The following is a 15,715-nucleotide window of genomic DNA, read 5'->3' on the forward strand; positions in this document are numbered from 1 at the left end:
TACCAATTACCATCTACTGCTATGGAGTCACCAATCGATCGCATCCGCCTGTCCCAAACAGCAAAAGAACAACTGATCAAACTCAAACGCAATACCAAGATCGACCAATGGAATATATTGTGTCGTTGGGCTTTTTGTCGTTCTCTCGCCGAACCAACTACCCCCTCACCCGTACCAATTCCTACAGATAGCAACGTAGAAATGACATGGCGTGTATTTGGGGGAGAAATGTCAGATGTCCTAGCGATCGCGCTCAAACAACGCTGCTATAACGATAATCTGGGTATAGATAAAGAAACCCTGGCAACTCAATTCCGCTTGCACCTACACCGGGGTATTGGTTATCTGGCAGGAGATCCTAATATAAAGAAGATAGAAGACTTAACTGCCATTGCCCTACAACCTCATGGTCGAGTCTAACTACCTCGCAACATTACCAGAGATCGAACGCCATCGGGCGGCTATTTATCGTGTAGAAATATCTCGTCCTGTGCGATCGGCAACAGAAGCTGCAATCTTAAATAACGATACCACGTTTTTCGATTACGGTTGCGGTCATGGGGGAGATATCGATCGCGTGGCTAACTTGGGATATACCAGCAGCGGTTGGGACCCTTATTACCGTCCCGATGCTCCCCGTATTGCCGCAGATATTGTAAATTTAGGCTACGTTCTCAACGTGATTGAAGATTTGGAGGAACGCCGCCAAGCCTTAATTCACGCCTGGGAACTCACCCGCAAAGTTTTACTCGTCTCCGCGCAAGTCCTGATTAACGATCGCAGCAGCAATCAAATGGCGTATGGTGATGGCATTGTTACGAGTCGCAATACATTTCAAAAATATTACGACCAAGAGGAACTGAAAAAATATATTGATGAAGTCCTGAACGTCGATGCAGTTCCAGTCGCATTAGGAATCTATTATGTCTTTCGTGACGAACAAGAACGTGAGAGTTTTAAAGCTTTACGCTTTCGTTCTCGCGCTACTACACCAAGAATACGCATTCCTAGCAAGCGATTTGAAGATTATCAAGAACAACTCGCGCCTTTGATGGCTTTTGTCACGGAAAGGGGACGATTACCTGTCAAGGGTGAGTTAGCAGAGGAAGCAGAATTAATAACTGAGTTTGGTAATTTCCGCCGCGCCTATAATGTTATCTTACAAGCCACGGATGAAGCAGAATGGGATGCGATCGCCTATCGTCGTTCTTTAGATATTCTGGTATATCTTGCGTTAACTCAATTCAGTCAGCGTCCCAGTTTTAATAAGTTATCACCCGCACTGCGCCACGATATCAAAGCTTTTTTTGGCAGTTATCAAGAAGCTTGTGAGGTAGCAGATCGTAAGCTTTTCAGTTTGGGTAAGCCTGGAGTTATTACTAAAATCTGCCAGCAAAGCAAGATAGGAAAGCGTTTACCAACAGCTTTATACGTTCACGTCTCGGCAATTGAAGAATTAGATCCGCTGCTGCGGATTTATGAAGGCTGTGCGAGTCGGACTATCGGACGTTTGGAAGATGCAACGCTGGTCAAATTTTGTACGGATAAGCCAAAGATTTCTTATTTATTTTATCCAGATTTCGATACAAATCCTCATCCAACTTTACATACAAGTATGCAAATTCATTTGCCGGATTTGAAGGTATTTTATCGCGATTACGATCGCGCTGCTAATCCACCAATTCTGCACCGTAAGGAAACTTTTGTCAGCGAACGTTATCCTTTGTCCGAACAGTTTGCTAATTTGACTCGACAAGAGGAAGAGTTGGGTTTGTTGAAGAATTCTCGCGAGATTGGAACGCGGGATGGATGGTATAGGCGGTTGGAGGAATATGGGGTGGAGATTCAGAACGATCGCGTGGTTTTTGTTAGTTAGTAGGGGAGTTTTGGTTGATTTAAAATTTAAGGCTGAATTTATGTCACGCATCAGCCGTAGGCGTTAGCGATAGCGAAGGCGAAGCCGTTTGCGTAGCGTTAGACGCAAAGGCGCGAAGAGGAACGCTAAAGATGTAATGTGCGTGGGAGTAAAGTTTTGTTTATTGAGAATCGCGATCGCGTTGAATGGCTTGTTCTATAGCTATTTTTTCTTTGACTCTTTGAATGTAAGGTTTCAGTTGTTTTAAACTCTGTCCTGTCAGCATACTTAAATTTTCTAAAGTCATGCCTTTCATTAACATTTCTACGCACCATGTTTGTTGAGTTTGGACGATAACTGGTGCTTGTCCTTCTGGCGTGAGTAATCCTTGAGTAATTATCTGCCAGCGCTGCTGAATTTCTATTTCTGATAGTGGTAAACCAGCATCATTTAAAAATAATGCTGCTTCATTGTCTTTACGGCTTTTGAGCCACTGAGTCAAGGGGTTGCGAGTATAGGAACCGTATCGCTTTCCCAAAATCCATTGATTCACGGGGACTTGGCGCACGGAACCTTGAGTAATTTGCAATAAATAGCGATCGCGATCGATTATTTGATGAACTCTTTCTAAATTGGCAATTTCTAACGCTGATAACCCCGTGGCAAATAAGACATACATTAATGCATAATCTCGTAGTTCAATTTTCTTAGCTTTTTGGAGAATTAGATGGACTAAATTTGCTGGTAAATCTATAATTTTCTCTACACTACTTTCAGCTTCAACTTGGTTTAAGAATAACTCAACCAAACTTTCTAAAAACTCATCTCTACTCTGCCAAAGTGCTTGGAATCCTGTTGTAAATTGAATCGCGGCATATCCTAATAGCAAACTATTGAGTAAGCTAGCTAGCTGGGAAACTGGTAAATTAGTTTGTAATTGTTCCCGCTCGATGACAGTGGCGATATACTCAGCTACATACTGATTGGCTTGAGTTAAATATTCGCCAATCACTTGCTGATGTTCGCTAGAATAGCGCCTGGATTCACCTACTACAGATAATACTAACTCTGGCACTTGCTCTAAAGCCTGCAAGCGATCGCTAGCATAGTCTTTGAGTGCCTGATGCAAACTGCTTGTTTGACTCGCTTTCTCGCGCAGAGATTCGCCAAAATCTTTAAATACTGCTGATTCTGAGATTGCTGCTAGCAACAACCCTTGCTTGTTGCCAAAATGCCGAAACAGGGTGACTTCGTTCACCTGCGCTAGTTCGGCAATCTGCCGCGTTGTCGTCTCGGTGATTCCCTGAATCGAGAACAACTGCAAAGCCGCATCAATCAATCGCTGTCGAGTGGAAGTTAGTTGAGTAGCCATAAGATAGAAATTTATCAAATCGTGCAAGCAGTACTTGCAATTATATTTTTGCGTTGTTAAGCTGGGGTTGTAAGTAGCACTTGCATTTCCTGACAAAAGGTTTGTTAAGTGCTGAGTACTGAAAGTAGAGATTATGACTATAGGCTCAGTTGCAGAGGGTAAACAGCCGCTTGCTCTCAGCTGGATCAATGTGGTGTTTTTCGGCACGTTTCATGTTGTAGCAATGCTCGCTCCCTGGTGTTTTTCTTGGTCGGCTTTGGGAGTGACGATATTTCTTCACTGGCTATTTGGCAGCATTGGGATTTGTTTAGGCTATCACAGGCTCTTAAGTCACCGCAGTTTGCAAATAACACCGAAGTGGCTGGAATATGCGATCGCCTTCATCGGGGCGCTTGCCATGCAGGGAGGACCCGTCTTTTGGGTAGCGGGACATCGACAACATCACGCTCATACAGAGGACGTGGACAAAGATCCTTACTCTTCTAAGCGGGGTTTTTGGTGGAGTCACATGCTGTGGATTCTGTACCCGCGATCGGAGTTCTATATCTACGATAATTACCGAAAGTTTGCCCCCGATCTCGATCGCGATCCGTATTATCGCTGGTTGGATCGCTACTTCTTACTGTTGCAAATTCCATTGGCGGTGTTGCTATACCTTCTCGGCGGCTGGTCTTTTGTCATCTATGGTGTCTTTCTCCGCGCCGTATTACTCTGGCACAGCACTTGGCTAATTAACTCGGCGACTCATTTATATGGTTATCGCCATTTTGAGGTAGAGGACAATTCTCGCAATCTTTGGTGGGCAGCACTTTTGACTTATGGGGAAGGTTGGCACAACAACCACCACGCTCAGCCTAATGTAGCACCAGCCGGACGGCGGTGGTGGGAAATTGATATGACATGGTGGGCAATTCAGGCTTTACAAGCTTTAGGTTTAGCTAAAAAAGTCGTGCTACCACCAACACAAAAGGCAAAGGCTTAGCGATCGCGATCTGGTAAGAACGCATAATCTATGTAGGGGCGCACAGCTGTGCGCCCCTACGAATTTTGTAATTTACTTTTTGGCTACCTACCACGAACTATGCGATCGCCTCTAACTCAAAATGTGAAAAATTATTGTGTTTACTAGTCACTGATAACTGTTAACTGCTCCCTGATTTAACGCTACACTGCATGAGTGCGACTTAATTACAATACGCGATCGCCCATATGCACGTCAGCGCCGAACTCTTTACTGTCCGCAAGCGTTTTCCTCTGACAATTAGTCGCGGAACGACAGCCCAAACGACAAATGTGTGGGTGAAAGTCGCACAGGATGGAATTGAAGGCTGGGGGGAAGCATCGCCCTTTTCTCTCGGAGATCGTCCGCAATCTACCGAAACGCTGTTGGAGGCAATACAAACAATTGCACCGCAGTTACAAAGCATGAATCCTTGGGAACGGCAGCGAATTGGTTCGATATTACAAACAATGCCTTCCTCTGCCCAAGCTGCAATCGATATGGCGCTGCACGATTGGATTGGGAAAAAGGCGGGATTACCCCTGTGGCAGTTGTGGGGGTTAGACTGCGATCGCATCGTGCCAACTTCAGTCACAATTGGGATTAATACCCCAGAAGCAGCCGTCGCAAGGGTAAGAGACTGGTTGCAATTTATCGAAGTCAAGATTTTCAAAATCAAGTTGGGCAATCCAGCCGGAATTGAGGCGGATCGGGAAATGTTAGCAGCAATCCGCGATGAAGTTCCGACTTTAGAGTTATTTGTCGATGCCAATGGCGGTTGGAATTTAGATGACGCGATCGCCATGTGTCGGTGGTTAGCCGACTATGATGTTAAATATGTAGAACAACCGCTAGCGCGGGGAGAAGAGAAACACTTACCCCAATTAAAACAGCGATCGCCTCTACCGATTTTTGTCGATGAAAGCTGTATGACAAGTCGCGATATTCCTCAGTTATCCAACTGCGCGGGCGGAATCAACATCAAATTGATGAAAGCTGGTGGTTTGTCAGAAGCAATGCGGATGGTACAAGTGGCAAAGACATTAGGATTACAGGTCATGTTTGGTTGCTATTCTGACAGTTCCCTCTCGAATACAGCCGCCGCCCACCTCGCACCCCTAGCCGACTATCTCGATTTAGATAGTCATTTGAATTTAACCGCAGAACCCTTTGTAGGTGCAATAATCCGATCGGGGCGGTTGTTGCCAAATTGCAAACCAGGATTGGGGGTAGAACGCAGTGCGGTTGCAGGCTGAAAGTAGGGTAGCCATTCTCTTGCACGACGGTATTAAAGGCAGTCAAGGTAAAACCGGACTTGCTCTGTTGCGCTACAGTCAGGCTCAAATTATCGCCGTTATCGATCGCCAATGTGCCGGAGAGTCTCTACCTGTAGTCTCTGGCATCAACCGCGACATCCCGATTGTCGGTTCCGTTGAGGAAGCATTAGCTTACAATCCAGACATATTAGCCATTGGTATTGCTCCTTCTGGAGGCATTTTACCGCAAGAGTGGCAGCAGGAAGTCAAGCAAGCTGTATTTGCAGGTTTATCAATTGCGAATGGTTTGCACACACCCTTAGCCACAATCCCAGAATTTCAAAACTTACGCCCAGGACAGTGGATTTGGGATGTCAGACAAGAACCATCCAACTTACCCATCGCCAGCGGACAAGCGCAAACGCTAGCTTGTCGGCGAGTGCTGGCTGTGGGTACGGATATGGGTGTAGGTAAAATGTCTGCTTGTTTGGAACTGGATCGTGCCTGTCAACAACGGGGCTTGCGTTCTAAGTTTATCGCGACCGGACAAGCAGGGCTGATGATTGCTGGCGATGGTATTCCCCTAGATGCAATTCGAGTTGACTTTGCAGCAGGGGCAGTAGAACAAATGGTCGTGCAACACGGCAGCGATCGCGATATTGTCTTTGTAGAAGGGCAGGGATCGTTACTGCATCCAGGTTCGACCGCAACCTTACCCCTGATTCGGGGAACGCAACCGACGCATTTAGTGTTAGTCCATCGTGCCGGACAAACTCACATTCGCAACCATCCTCACGTACCAATTCCAGCTTTAACAGATGTAGTACAACTATACGAAATGGTAGCTAAAGCAGCAGGAGCATTTGCCGATGTTCCAGTTGCCGCGATCGCGCTCAACACATTTCATCTCGATCTTGCCACGGCACGACAGGCGATCGAACAAGCTCAAGCCGAGACTGGTTTACTCTGTACTGATGTGGTACGCTTTGGAACAGAGAATATTCTAGATGCAATCGTAAAATAACGCGGTTCGCCCAATTGAGAGCGCGTCAAAATTTAAGCACTTCCGTGGGAGGGTTCCCCCACCGTGGGAAAGTTTTCGTGCAAAGCCGCTAGCAATTTTTTGCATCTTTGCGCAACATATCTTTCAGTAAACATACGTAAAAAGACAAGTAAATTAACTATGAACTTCGCAATTATACGCTTGATAGCTAGATCTAGATAGGCTTATGATTGTAGTATTTATAGCAGTTAAAACAATTTTTACTTAACCCGAACGAAATATTTTTACTCAGTAAAGCGATCGCATGAAATCCAAAAAGACATTATTCCCCATCGGTGTAGCATTCACCAGTCTGATTGGAGTATTGTATGCGACAGCATCAGTTATTTTGTTCAAGAATCTGCACCAAGCAGAAGAACGACATACTCGCCAAGCAGTAGAAGGAGTTTTAAGTGCTTTTACTCAATCCAAAAAAGATTTGAGCATTCATATTGATGATTGGGCAAGCTGGAACGATACTTATAATTTTGTCCTAGATCGGAACCAAGATTATATCGACTCTAATCTCTACCCAGCAGGATTGCTAGCACTCAAACTCAATTTAGTTCTCTACGTTCAGCCTTCAGGCAAAATAGTTTACGGAACTGGTTTTGACTTAAACGCTCAGAAATACAAGTCAATTTCTCCAGCATTGAAACCTCATCTAGTGCCACAATCTCCACTGGTGCGTCACAAGACTATAGAAAGTGGCACGGTAGGTATTGTCAATCTACCAGAAGGATTAATTTTAGTCGGAGCGCAACCAATTTTGTCCAGTGAAGATAAAGGACCGATTCGCGGTTCGCTCATTTTTGGGCGTTATCTCAATGCTGGAACGATCGCCACTTTATCCAAGTCTACCCGCCTGCCGCTTTCCGTACGTGCAATCGATCGCGCCGATCTGCCTGCTGATTTTCAGGCAATGCGAAATTTATTATCACCAACTAACAAAATTCTCGTACGTCCGATCGACAAAAATACAATTGCTGGTTACGCTTTGCTACCAGATATTTACGGTAAACCTGCGGCAATTTTGCGCGTTGCTATTGCCAGGGAAATATATCATCAAGGTCGGACAAGTTGGTATTATTTAACAATTTTACTAGCGATCGTTGCAATAATTTTTGCAACAATTATTTTTCAACTTATAGAAAAATTAGTAGCCTCCGAGCGTAAATGGCAAGAAAGTGAAGAATACCGTCATTTAGTTGCCAAGGCTTCTCAAAGTATTTTTTTAGTCAATGCCAGTACCAAACAAATTATTGAAGCCAATGCTACATTTGAAAATTTCCTCGGCTATCATTCCGGTCAACTACTCCAGTTGACACTATTCGATTTAGTTGCCGAAAATCAAGCAGTTATAGAGCGCTTTATCTTAGCATTGCAGGTAGAGCGTTACTTTACAGGCGAACAACAATATCGCCGTCAGGATGGAATACTAGTCGATGTTGAAATTAACGCGAACTTAATTACTCGCAACGGCAAAGATGTTTTTTGTATCATCGTCCACGACATTACTAAGCGCAAACAAATAGAGCTACAATTACAACACGAAGCCTTTCACGATTCCCTCACGGGTCTAGCAAATCGCGCCCTATTTATGATGCGGTTGGAGCAAGCACTGAGATTGCAACAACAGCAAGCGGACTATAGTTTTGCAGTTTTGTTTTTAGACCTCGATCGCTTCAAGGCAATCAATGATAGTTTGGGACATATGCTCGGCGATCGATTGTTGATCGGGATCGCTCAAAGACTAAGAGCGCAGATCCGCACGGGAGATACTCTGGCTCGTCTAGGCGGCGATGAGTTTGCAATGGTGCTAGAGAATTGTAGCGATCCCACCGAGATGATCAAACGGATACAACTGGCACTTAAGTTACCCTTTCGGTTAGATGGCAACGAGATTTTTGCCACCACAAGCATTGGCGCGATCGCCAATACCAGAGAATATCGCCAACCAGAAGATTTATTGCGCGATGCCGATACTGCTATGTACCGCGCCAAAGCTGGCGGGAAAGCACGGTATGAAGTTTTCGATACCTCCATGCGCGATCGCGTCGTAGCACTATTTCAATTAGAAACTGACTTGCGACGGGCAATTGACAACCAGGAATTGCATTTGCACTATCAACCGATAGTTTCGCTAGTCAACCAAAAAATTGTTGGTTTTGAAGCACTCGTACGTTGGCAGCATTCCCAAAGGGGTGCAATCTCTCCAGCAGAATTTATTCCAATTGCCGAAGAGACAGGGTTAATTGTCCCGATTGGCTGGTGGGTATTGCAGCAAGCTTGCCAGCAAATGCAACTTTGGCAAGCACAATTTGCCTTGAACGTGCCGTTCAAAATCAGTGTCAACTTTTCTGCACCGCAGTTTACTCAACCGCAAGTAGGAAAACAGATTATTCAAATATTACAAGCCACTGGACTCGATGCTAAGAGTTTGCAACTAGAACTGACTGAAAGCGTACTGATGGAACACCCTGAAGCGATCGCGGCTTTGATGGAAGAACTCAACGCTTTGGGAGTCTCCCTAGCACTAGATGACTTCGGCACGGGTTATTCTTCCTTAAGTTACTTACAAAGGTTTCCGATAAATATCCTCAAGCTAGACCGTTCCTTCGTTTGCCGAATTGGTAAATGCTATCAAAGTTGGGAGATCGTTCGCGCTACAATCATGCTTGCCCGCGCCCTAGACATGGAAGTCGTGGCTGAAGGAATAGAAACTTTAGAACAGCTTGCCCGTCTGCGAGGACTCAAATGTAAATTTGGGCAAGGATATTATTTCTCTCAACCTGTAGATAGTACTGCAGCTGGAGAATTACTCGCCCAGCAGTTTGATAGGCTAGTCGAAGTTGTAAGTCGTAAGTAGAGAATTAACTGGTCATTGGTCACTGGTCACTGGTTACTGCTCGCGATCTCCCTTTACCTTTGCAAGCACTTTGGTACGCTAAGCAAGGAGATTGGGAACGAGCGCACGTACCGATCCAAGATGAAGCTGACGCTGATAGTGCTTGGGTTCATGCTCATTTACACCGTCAAGAAGGTGACTTGAGTAATGCTCGTTATTGGTATAAGCGCAGCGGGCGATCGCCCGCTCATATCGATCTCGATCGCGAGTGGGAAGAAATCACCAAAAGCTTGTTGACAAAAGTAGCAAATGATGGATTGCTAAACCAATAGTAAATCACCCCAAAGCACTACTCAATCTCATCAATTAAGCCAATCTGAAGTAACTTCTCAAATCGAAAAAATTAACAACTCAATCCAAACTTTACTCATTTCACACAGTTTATAAATTTTATAGACTAATAGACATATGCTTGATAGCCACTAGGTTGTCTTGTTGAATTTGCTCTCTGAATAATGGGCATCTGCCTACTAATAGAGTGCGGCTTTAAAGTATTATGAGATCGATATTTTGCCAAATTTATTCGCTAAGTTCTTGCAACAAAAAGTTTAAGTGTAGAAGCAAGTTTTGAAGGTCGCTTTGCTTCAAGAAGACAGCGCGAAAAATCTAATAGAGTCGTTTTGCAAATCATTTAAATTACAGACGAATATTGCATTTTGATGTAGCGATCGCATCAGTTTTGTCGCGAGTTCATTCTCAGTGACAACTAATGATTGATGCAGTATTTTCTTGGTCTTTAAGAAGCGAATGTTTTGAATGAATTGATGATATCCGTTCGCAGATTGATTGAAGACGAACATTTTTTTAAGTAGGGCTTTAATTAGTCTGCTTGATGTTCGAGCGAATTGAGCAATTGGTGTAAACAGTCGGAGGTTTTTTGATGGCAACTTCAGATAATCAAACCACATCGCAACCGGAAACTAGCTCTAACAACTTTACAGGTAATAGTAACTGGGCATTTCAAGACAGCCAGTTACAATCCAGTGAAGGCAACACCTTAGATGAAAGTAGTAACCTCTCTGGTGGTAGTAGCGATCCCTTTTCTGGTGGAGATACGGAATCAGATAATAATAATCCTTTTGCTGGTGGCAATGCTGAAAACAACCCACAAGCTAGCAATCTCCCCGATAATTTGCCGTTTGGCGATACTCTTCCCTCCTTACCAGAAATTGAAACCGACCAACCCGTACCCTTTGACAGTGACAACTTTATCTTGGATGTCAATAATTTAGAGTCCGATTCAGATTCTACTGGGAACACTGGTAGCGGCAATGGGAACTGGAACCTTGGAAGTAACAACACAACCGATGGTAATGGTAACTGGAATTTCAGCAGTGACAGTCAAACCAATGGTAATGGCAACTGGAATTATGCCGATGGCAATACAAGTACTGGTAACGGGAACTGGAATTTTGGTACTGATAACCAAACCAACGGTAACGGCAACTGGCAATTAGGTGAGAGCAATACCGTTCTTGGCAATGCCAATATGCCCGAAGGCAGCAATAACAACATCCTCGGTAGTGGTAACACTGCCGATGTTAGTAACAGCACTCTTCTAGGAAATCGTCTTGAGATCGGCAGTGATGGCAGCGCGATCGGTAATGAAGACTGGGCTTTCCCTCTTAGTAGTGACAGCGAACCGATTTCACTTGGTAGCAGCCAGCCCAGCCAAGAGATCGGCTTTGATATTAGCACGGGCGTGAGCAGTTTATTTGGTTCTGGGGGCGCGACTCAAGAAACCATAGATACTGCTACGAACCTTCCAGATTATAACAACCCAAACTATACGTTCGAGGGCTTGGGCTAAAGCTTTGCCGTAGAACATTTTCAGAACATCTTCGGCAAACAACTTCAGGCTTGGCAATGCGATCGCGCTTAGGTTGTGTTGCCAATTTGTCCAAAAATCAGGAGATAAATCATGGAGTTTGAACTCCCACAATTTGCCCAGGATACTATTAATGAATTTCGCTCGTCTGCTAGTACGGGGTTTGCAGAAGCACTGAACGAAATTCTTGCAAATGCGAATACAACAGAAGGAAATTCACCCGAACTTCCAGATGATGTTGCAGCAAGCATTGACGCACAAGCAGACCTGATTGGAACTGGGGTACAGGATGTTTTTGCTAATTTAAGCAATGACTCCCTAACTAACGTCAATGAAGGTAACAGCGATAGCAATTTTCAATTCAATTTTGAACCCGCAACTGACGGTTTATTTGGTGGTCAACTCAGTCTTGTAGTCAACGGAGAAACAGAGCCATTATTCACCTTTGATATTGGTGGAGCTGCACCTGTCACTGGTGATAGCAGTTCCTTGTCCGGTAATTATCAAGACTTTTTTGCTAGTCTCGCTGGTGGAGAAAATCCCTTTGCCAGTGCTTCGATCTAGTTAAAAGACCTAGTCTAGTAGGGCATTACCCACCCTAATACTTTTCGTCGGTGATGCCAAGAAAGCGCTTGGAGATCCCCCTTAACCCCCCTTATAAAGGGGGGAACAATAGCAAGGTGGGCATCGCCCCCTTTACATACTTGGTAGAAACAATAGCAAGGTGGGCATCGCCCACTTTACTTACTTGGTAGGAACAATAGCAAGGTGGGCATCGCCCACTTTACTTACTTGGTAGCGTGAAATAAAAACGACTTCCTTCACCTAACACGCTCTCTGCCCAAATTCGTCCACCATGCTGCTGTATAATGCTACGGCAGATTGCTAACCCAAGTCCCGTGCCACCTTTTTTTCGGGAATCGGAGGCATCAACTTGATGAAAACGCTCGAAAATACTTTCAATCTTATCCTCTGGGATACCACGCCCCCGATCTTTAACGGTGAAGAGAATATTTGTTGATAGGGAAGCTGAGGCAGAATTTAACTCTGAATTCAAAACTCCGAACTCCGAATTCTCACCACCTTCGATCGCTTCAACACTTAACTCAACTGTGGAGCCTTCTGGAGAAAATTTAATTGCATTCCCGAGGAGATTAGTTAAGACTTGAATAATGCGATCGCCATCGACGTTGAGTTGAATATCTTGGGAATAAACAGATAGAGTAACTTTGGCACGATTTGCCATCACCTGCATCAAATCCGTTGCTTTTTCTAATAAATCAGCCGCGTTGCACGATCGCTGCAATAAACTAATTTTTCCCGATTCCAAGCGTTCCAACTCCAGAATATCGTTCACCAGTCGCACCAAGCGATCGGCTCCCTCAGAAGCTATATCAATCACGCGCCGTCCGCGATCGCTATGAGCGTCAATTAGACCGCTAGATAATAAATTTAGCGCCCCGTGAATTGAGGTTAAAGGCGTGCGGAGTTCGTGACTGACAACAGAAACAAACTCATCTTTCATGCGTTCGATCGCGTAACGTTCCGTAATATCTTCCCCAATACTGAGAGTCGCGATCGCCTCACCCTGTAAATCACGCAAGATCGTGTTATTCCAAGCAATTAACCGTTCTTGCCCAGATTTAGTCAAAATCGAATTTTGATAGTAGTTGTGCAAGCCTTGTTGCTGTAATTGCAGAAAATGCTCCTGCACGCGCTGACGCTGATGAGGTGGTAAGAACACTTCATACCAATTCTTGCCCAAAACCTCCTCTGAGTTATATTCTACCAATTCAAGAAAGAATGGATTGACATACTCGACAATTCCTTGGCGATCGAGTCCTACCACGACTAATCGGACATTCTCTAACAAACTCCGCCAACGTCTTTCTGCTTCTCGCAACGAGGCTTCAATTTGCAAGCGCTGAGTAATATCGCGGGCAATGGTAGATAGTAGCTTCACCTTTCCCTGCGAGGATTTGTGGGCGATTAATAGTTGGGAAACTGGAATTTCGCGTCCATCGTGACTCAGAATTGCTGTTTCACCTACCCAAACGCCATCCTGAATTGCCGTGGGAATTGCTTCGCGGTGCAAGAGGTCGTAAGCCCAAGCAGGATGGAGATTGCTCAGATGCAAGTTCGTGAAATCGCGATCGCGATCGCAACCAAAAACTTTACAAGCAGAGCTATTTAAATAATTTACTCGTTCGTCTAGATCGGCAGTAGCGACAAAATCTAAAGTTGCTTCGAGGATAGCAATCAGCTTTGCCCGTTCTTCTTCTGCATGTTTGCGCTCGGTAATATCTTCGACAATACCTTCATAGTAAAGCGGCTTACCGTCGTCATCTCTGACAATTCTTGCCTGTTCTGCAATCCAAATCGCTTGACCATCTTGACGATAGACTTGAGACTCAAATCCCGCTACGGTGTCGTGCTGTTGTAATAGGCGAATGAACTCAGTCCGGCGGTTGGGATTGACGTAAAGCTGTTGTCCCAAGTCAGAGATATGCGCCATCAGTTCGGCGGGAGAGGAATAACCGTAAATCTTTGCCAGCATGGGATTTGCCGTCAAATATCGCCCATCTGGTGTTGTTTGAAAAATTCCTTCGATCGCATTTTCAAAAATACTACGATACTTAGTTTCAGCTTGACGTAGAGCCTCTTCTGCACGCTGGCGTTCGGCAAGTTCTCGTTGGAGTTGTAAATTTAAGAGGTAATAGACTAATAAAAATCCGATCGCGCTGAAACCGAAACTAACTAGAGACACGGCGATCGCCTTGTCAGCCCGTTTTTTAGCTTCCCGCGCCGTCTGCTGCAACAATTGTTGTTGGGCAACGATCTCTGGTGCAGTTGCTGGTGTAGTCGATACTGCTACTTCCATTTGCAGATTGACTTGGCGATCGACCGTTACCCTCCACTCTGTTAAGGAGTAGAAAGAAACCCAGCCTAAACACAATAGAGTTAGCAAATATAACAGCGCTAAACTCAATCGACTCACAATCCCATTTCGGATTTTGTCACTAGTCATCAGTCAGTTATCAGTTTTCAGGTATCGGTGTAGAGACGTTACATGTAATGTCTCTACAAAGTTATGAGTTGTCAGTTAACCGTCAACCAACAACCAACAACCAATTATCATTTACCAGTTACTATCGCTTTTCATTAATTGTGCATTCTGAAGCTGTAACATTTGGTGACGAATTTTACTACGCTCTAAGCGATTTAGTACTCTAGCAACGAGTTCGGGTCCGATAACTGGCTTATTTACGTAATCGTCAGCACCAATCGTAAAAACTCGATGAATTGTCTCAGCATCAGTACGAGCGGATAGAAATATAATTGGCAGTTCGCTCCACTGGGGATCGTTGCGTACCACTTGGCAGAGGTCGATACCGCTCAATTGTGGCATCTCTATGTCTAAAATCAGCAGATCGGGGCGAAAGTTTGCCAAATCATGCCAAAATTGCTGAGGATCTGTAAGCAAGGTCAGTCTAAATCCCCAAGGTTCTAGTAATACCTGCAATCTTTCCAGTAACTGCGGATCGTCATCCACAAGCATTAACTTTGCTTCTGGAGTTGTGGATGCTTGCAAAACTTGCGCGATCGCCGCGATCGCTTGAGCTGGTGGTACTGGCTTTTGCAAAAAACTCCGCGCCCCTAACCGAGCTGCTTCCACGCGATCGGCAAAACTCTGTGGCGCAGTCAGGACAATCGTAGGTATCGGTGGCTGTGCGTTTGCTAGAGTTGACAAAAACTGCAAACCATGCACCCGATTTTGGCAAAAGTAGAGGTCGAGCAGTACTGCATCAGGTTTAGTATAGGCGATTGCCGAGCGTGCCTGAGACAAATCCCCTGCCACAACTACCTCCATTCCCGCCGCTGTAGCTTCTGTTGTTACAGCTTGCGCGATCTCGGGATCGCTGTCTACAACTAGTAATTTGGTAATTGGTAATTGGTAGTTGGTAGTTGGTGGGGAAAATTGAGTTTTGACTTCTGACTTTTGACTTTTGACTTCTTCTACAGCGTTCAAATTTTGCCGTAATGCGGCGACGAGTGTTGAAAGATGCTCTATACGCTCTTGAGTGAATTGAGTTTCATCAGATAATTCTCGTTCAATTTGGCGACACAATTGAGAAGCGGCGATTAAACCAAAACTACCGAGAGAGCCGATTAAAGTGTGAGCTTCTTTCGCTGCTTGGGATTGTAGTTGAGGATCGAGACACTCTTGCTTGACAGATGCGATCGCCTGTTCTATCACTTCAATCCGATTGATATATTTTTCTCGATGTCGTTCCCATAAAGGGATTAATTCTGGTGGAATTTGGGATTGGGTAATTGGTAATTGGTAATTGGTAATTGGTAGTTGGTAGTTGGTAGTTGCTTCCTTGTCCCCCGTGTCTCCCTTGTCTCCCTTGTCCCCCTTGTCTCCCTTGTCCCCCTTGTCTCCCTTGTCC

Annotated in this window: 12 protein-coding genes; 9 read left to right on the forward strand and 3 right to left on the reverse strand. The window is 44.8% G+C overall.

All coding sequences use genetic code 11. The annotated features are described in order from the left end of the window. Positions 1-21 precede the first annotated feature (21 nt). Positions 22-420, forward strand: coding sequence for a DNA sulfur modification protein DndE (gene dndE / locus C7Y66_RS20390; protein ID WP_015154701.1), 399 nt, complete (start codon positions 22-24; stop codon positions 418-420). Then, positions 407-1,876 carry a DNA phosphorothioation-associated putative methyltransferase gene (locus tag C7Y66_RS20395; RefSeq protein ID WP_106547000.1) on the forward strand — a complete coding sequence of 490 codons (1,470 nt, stop codon included), beginning with the start codon at positions 407-409 and terminating at the stop codon, positions 1,874-1,876. The genes dndE and C7Y66_RS20395 overlap by 14 nt, the downstream gene beginning before the upstream one ends. 160 nt (positions 1,877-2,036) lie before the next feature. Here C7Y66_RS20395 and C7Y66_RS20400 read toward each other — a convergent pair whose 3' ends face one another. After that, positions 2,037-3,227, reverse strand: coding sequence for a TetR family transcriptional regulator (locus C7Y66_RS20400; RefSeq protein ID WP_106547001.1), 1,191 nt, complete (start codon positions 3,225-3,227; stop codon positions 2,037-2,039). Positions 3,228-3,360: 133 nt separating this feature from the next. On the opposite strand from C7Y66_RS20400, the gene C7Y66_RS20405 reads away from it, so the two are divergent. From C7Y66_RS20405 to C7Y66_RS20435, 7 genes are all read left to right on the forward strand, one after another. Then, positions 3,361-4,209, forward strand: a complete 849-nt coding sequence (locus C7Y66_RS20405) for a fatty acid desaturase (RefSeq protein ID WP_015154704.1) — start codon at positions 3,361-3,363, stop codon at positions 4,207-4,209. 227 nt (positions 4,210-4,436) lie between these two features. Further along, positions 4,437-5,483 carry a dipeptide epimerase gene (locus C7Y66_RS20410; RefSeq protein WP_106547002.1) on the forward strand — a complete coding sequence of 349 codons (1,047 nt, stop codon included), beginning with the start codon at positions 4,437-4,439 and terminating at the stop codon, positions 5,481-5,483. Beyond that, on the forward strand, positions 5,467-6,507 hold the full coding sequence (locus tag C7Y66_RS20415; protein ID WP_106547003.1) for a DUF1611 domain-containing protein: 1,041 nt from the start codon (positions 5,467-5,469) through the stop codon (positions 6,505-6,507). The genes C7Y66_RS20410 and C7Y66_RS20415 overlap by 17 nt, the downstream gene beginning before the upstream one ends. Before the next feature lie 283 nt (positions 6,508-6,790). Continuing rightward, entirely contained in the window at positions 6,791-9,394 is a 2,604-nt protein-coding gene (locus C7Y66_RS20420; protein WP_106547004.1) for an EAL domain-containing protein, read from the forward strand. Positions 9,395-9,453: 59 nt separating this feature from the next. Further along, positions 9,454-9,705: a hypothetical protein gene (locus tag C7Y66_RS20425; protein WP_015154708.1), complete on the forward strand. Its 252-nt coding sequence runs from the start codon at positions 9,454-9,456 to the stop codon at positions 9,703-9,705. 608 nt (positions 9,706-10,313) lie between these two features. Next, positions 10,314-11,243 carry a hypothetical protein gene (locus C7Y66_RS20430; protein WP_106547005.1) on the forward strand — a complete coding sequence of 310 codons (930 nt, stop codon included), beginning with the start codon at positions 10,314-10,316 and terminating at the stop codon, positions 11,241-11,243. A gap of 111 nt (positions 11,244-11,354) precedes the next feature. Continuing rightward, complete coding sequence (locus C7Y66_RS20435; RefSeq protein ID WP_015154710.1) at positions 11,355-11,825, forward strand: hypothetical protein; 471 nt, start codon at positions 11,355-11,357, stop codon at positions 11,823-11,825. Between the two features lie 220 nt (positions 11,826-12,045). On the opposite strand, the gene C7Y66_RS20440 is transcribed toward C7Y66_RS20435, so the two are convergent. Next, positions 12,046-14,289 carry a PAS domain S-box protein gene (locus C7Y66_RS20440; RefSeq protein WP_106547006.1) on the reverse strand — a complete coding sequence of 748 codons (2,244 nt, stop codon included), beginning with the start codon at positions 14,287-14,289 and terminating at the stop codon, positions 12,046-12,048. 111 nt (positions 14,290-14,400) lie between these two features. Continuing rightward, positions 14,401-15,715 (reverse strand): response regulator (locus tag C7Y66_RS20445; protein WP_146149830.1); only part of this gene is annotated, 1,315 nt, incomplete at its 5' end.

It is taken from the genome of Chroococcidiopsis sp. CCALA 051 (genome assembly GCF_003015105.1).
Taxonomy (GTDB): Bacteria; Cyanobacteriota; Cyanobacteriia; order Cyanobacteriales; family Chroococcidiopsidaceae; genus Chroococcidiopsis; species Chroococcidiopsis thermalis.

Coding starts and splice junctions, on each gene's coding strand:
- dndE (WP_015154701.1), top strand. CDS start 22: ATGGAGTCACCAATCGATCGCATCCGCCTGTCCCAAACAGCAAAAGAA.
- C7Y66_RS20395 (WP_106547000.1), top strand. CDS start 407: ATGGTCGAGTCTAACTACCTCGCAACATTACCAGAGATCGAACGCCAT.
- C7Y66_RS20400 (WP_106547001.1), bottom strand. CDS start 3,227: ATGGCTACTCAACTAACTTCCACTCGACAGCGATTGATTGATGCGGCT.
- C7Y66_RS20405 (WP_015154704.1), top strand. CDS start 3,361: ATGACTATAGGCTCAGTTGCAGAGGGTAAACAGCCGCTTGCTCTCAGC.
- C7Y66_RS20410 (WP_106547002.1), top strand. CDS start 4,437: ATGCACGTCAGCGCCGAACTCTTTACTGTCCGCAAGCGTTTTCCTCTG.
- C7Y66_RS20420 (WP_106547004.1), top strand. CDS start 6,791: ATGAAATCCAAAAAGACATTATTCCCCATCGGTGTAGCATTCACCAGT.
- C7Y66_RS20430 (WP_106547005.1), top strand. CDS start 10,314: ATGGCAACTTCAGATAATCAAACCACATCGCAACCGGAAACTAGCTCT.
- C7Y66_RS20435 (WP_015154710.1), top strand. CDS start 11,355: ATGGAGTTTGAACTCCCACAATTTGCCCAGGATACTATTAATGAATTT.
- C7Y66_RS20440 (WP_106547006.1), bottom strand. CDS start 14,289: ATGACTAGTGACAAAATCCGAAATGGGATTGTGAGTCGATTGAGTTTA.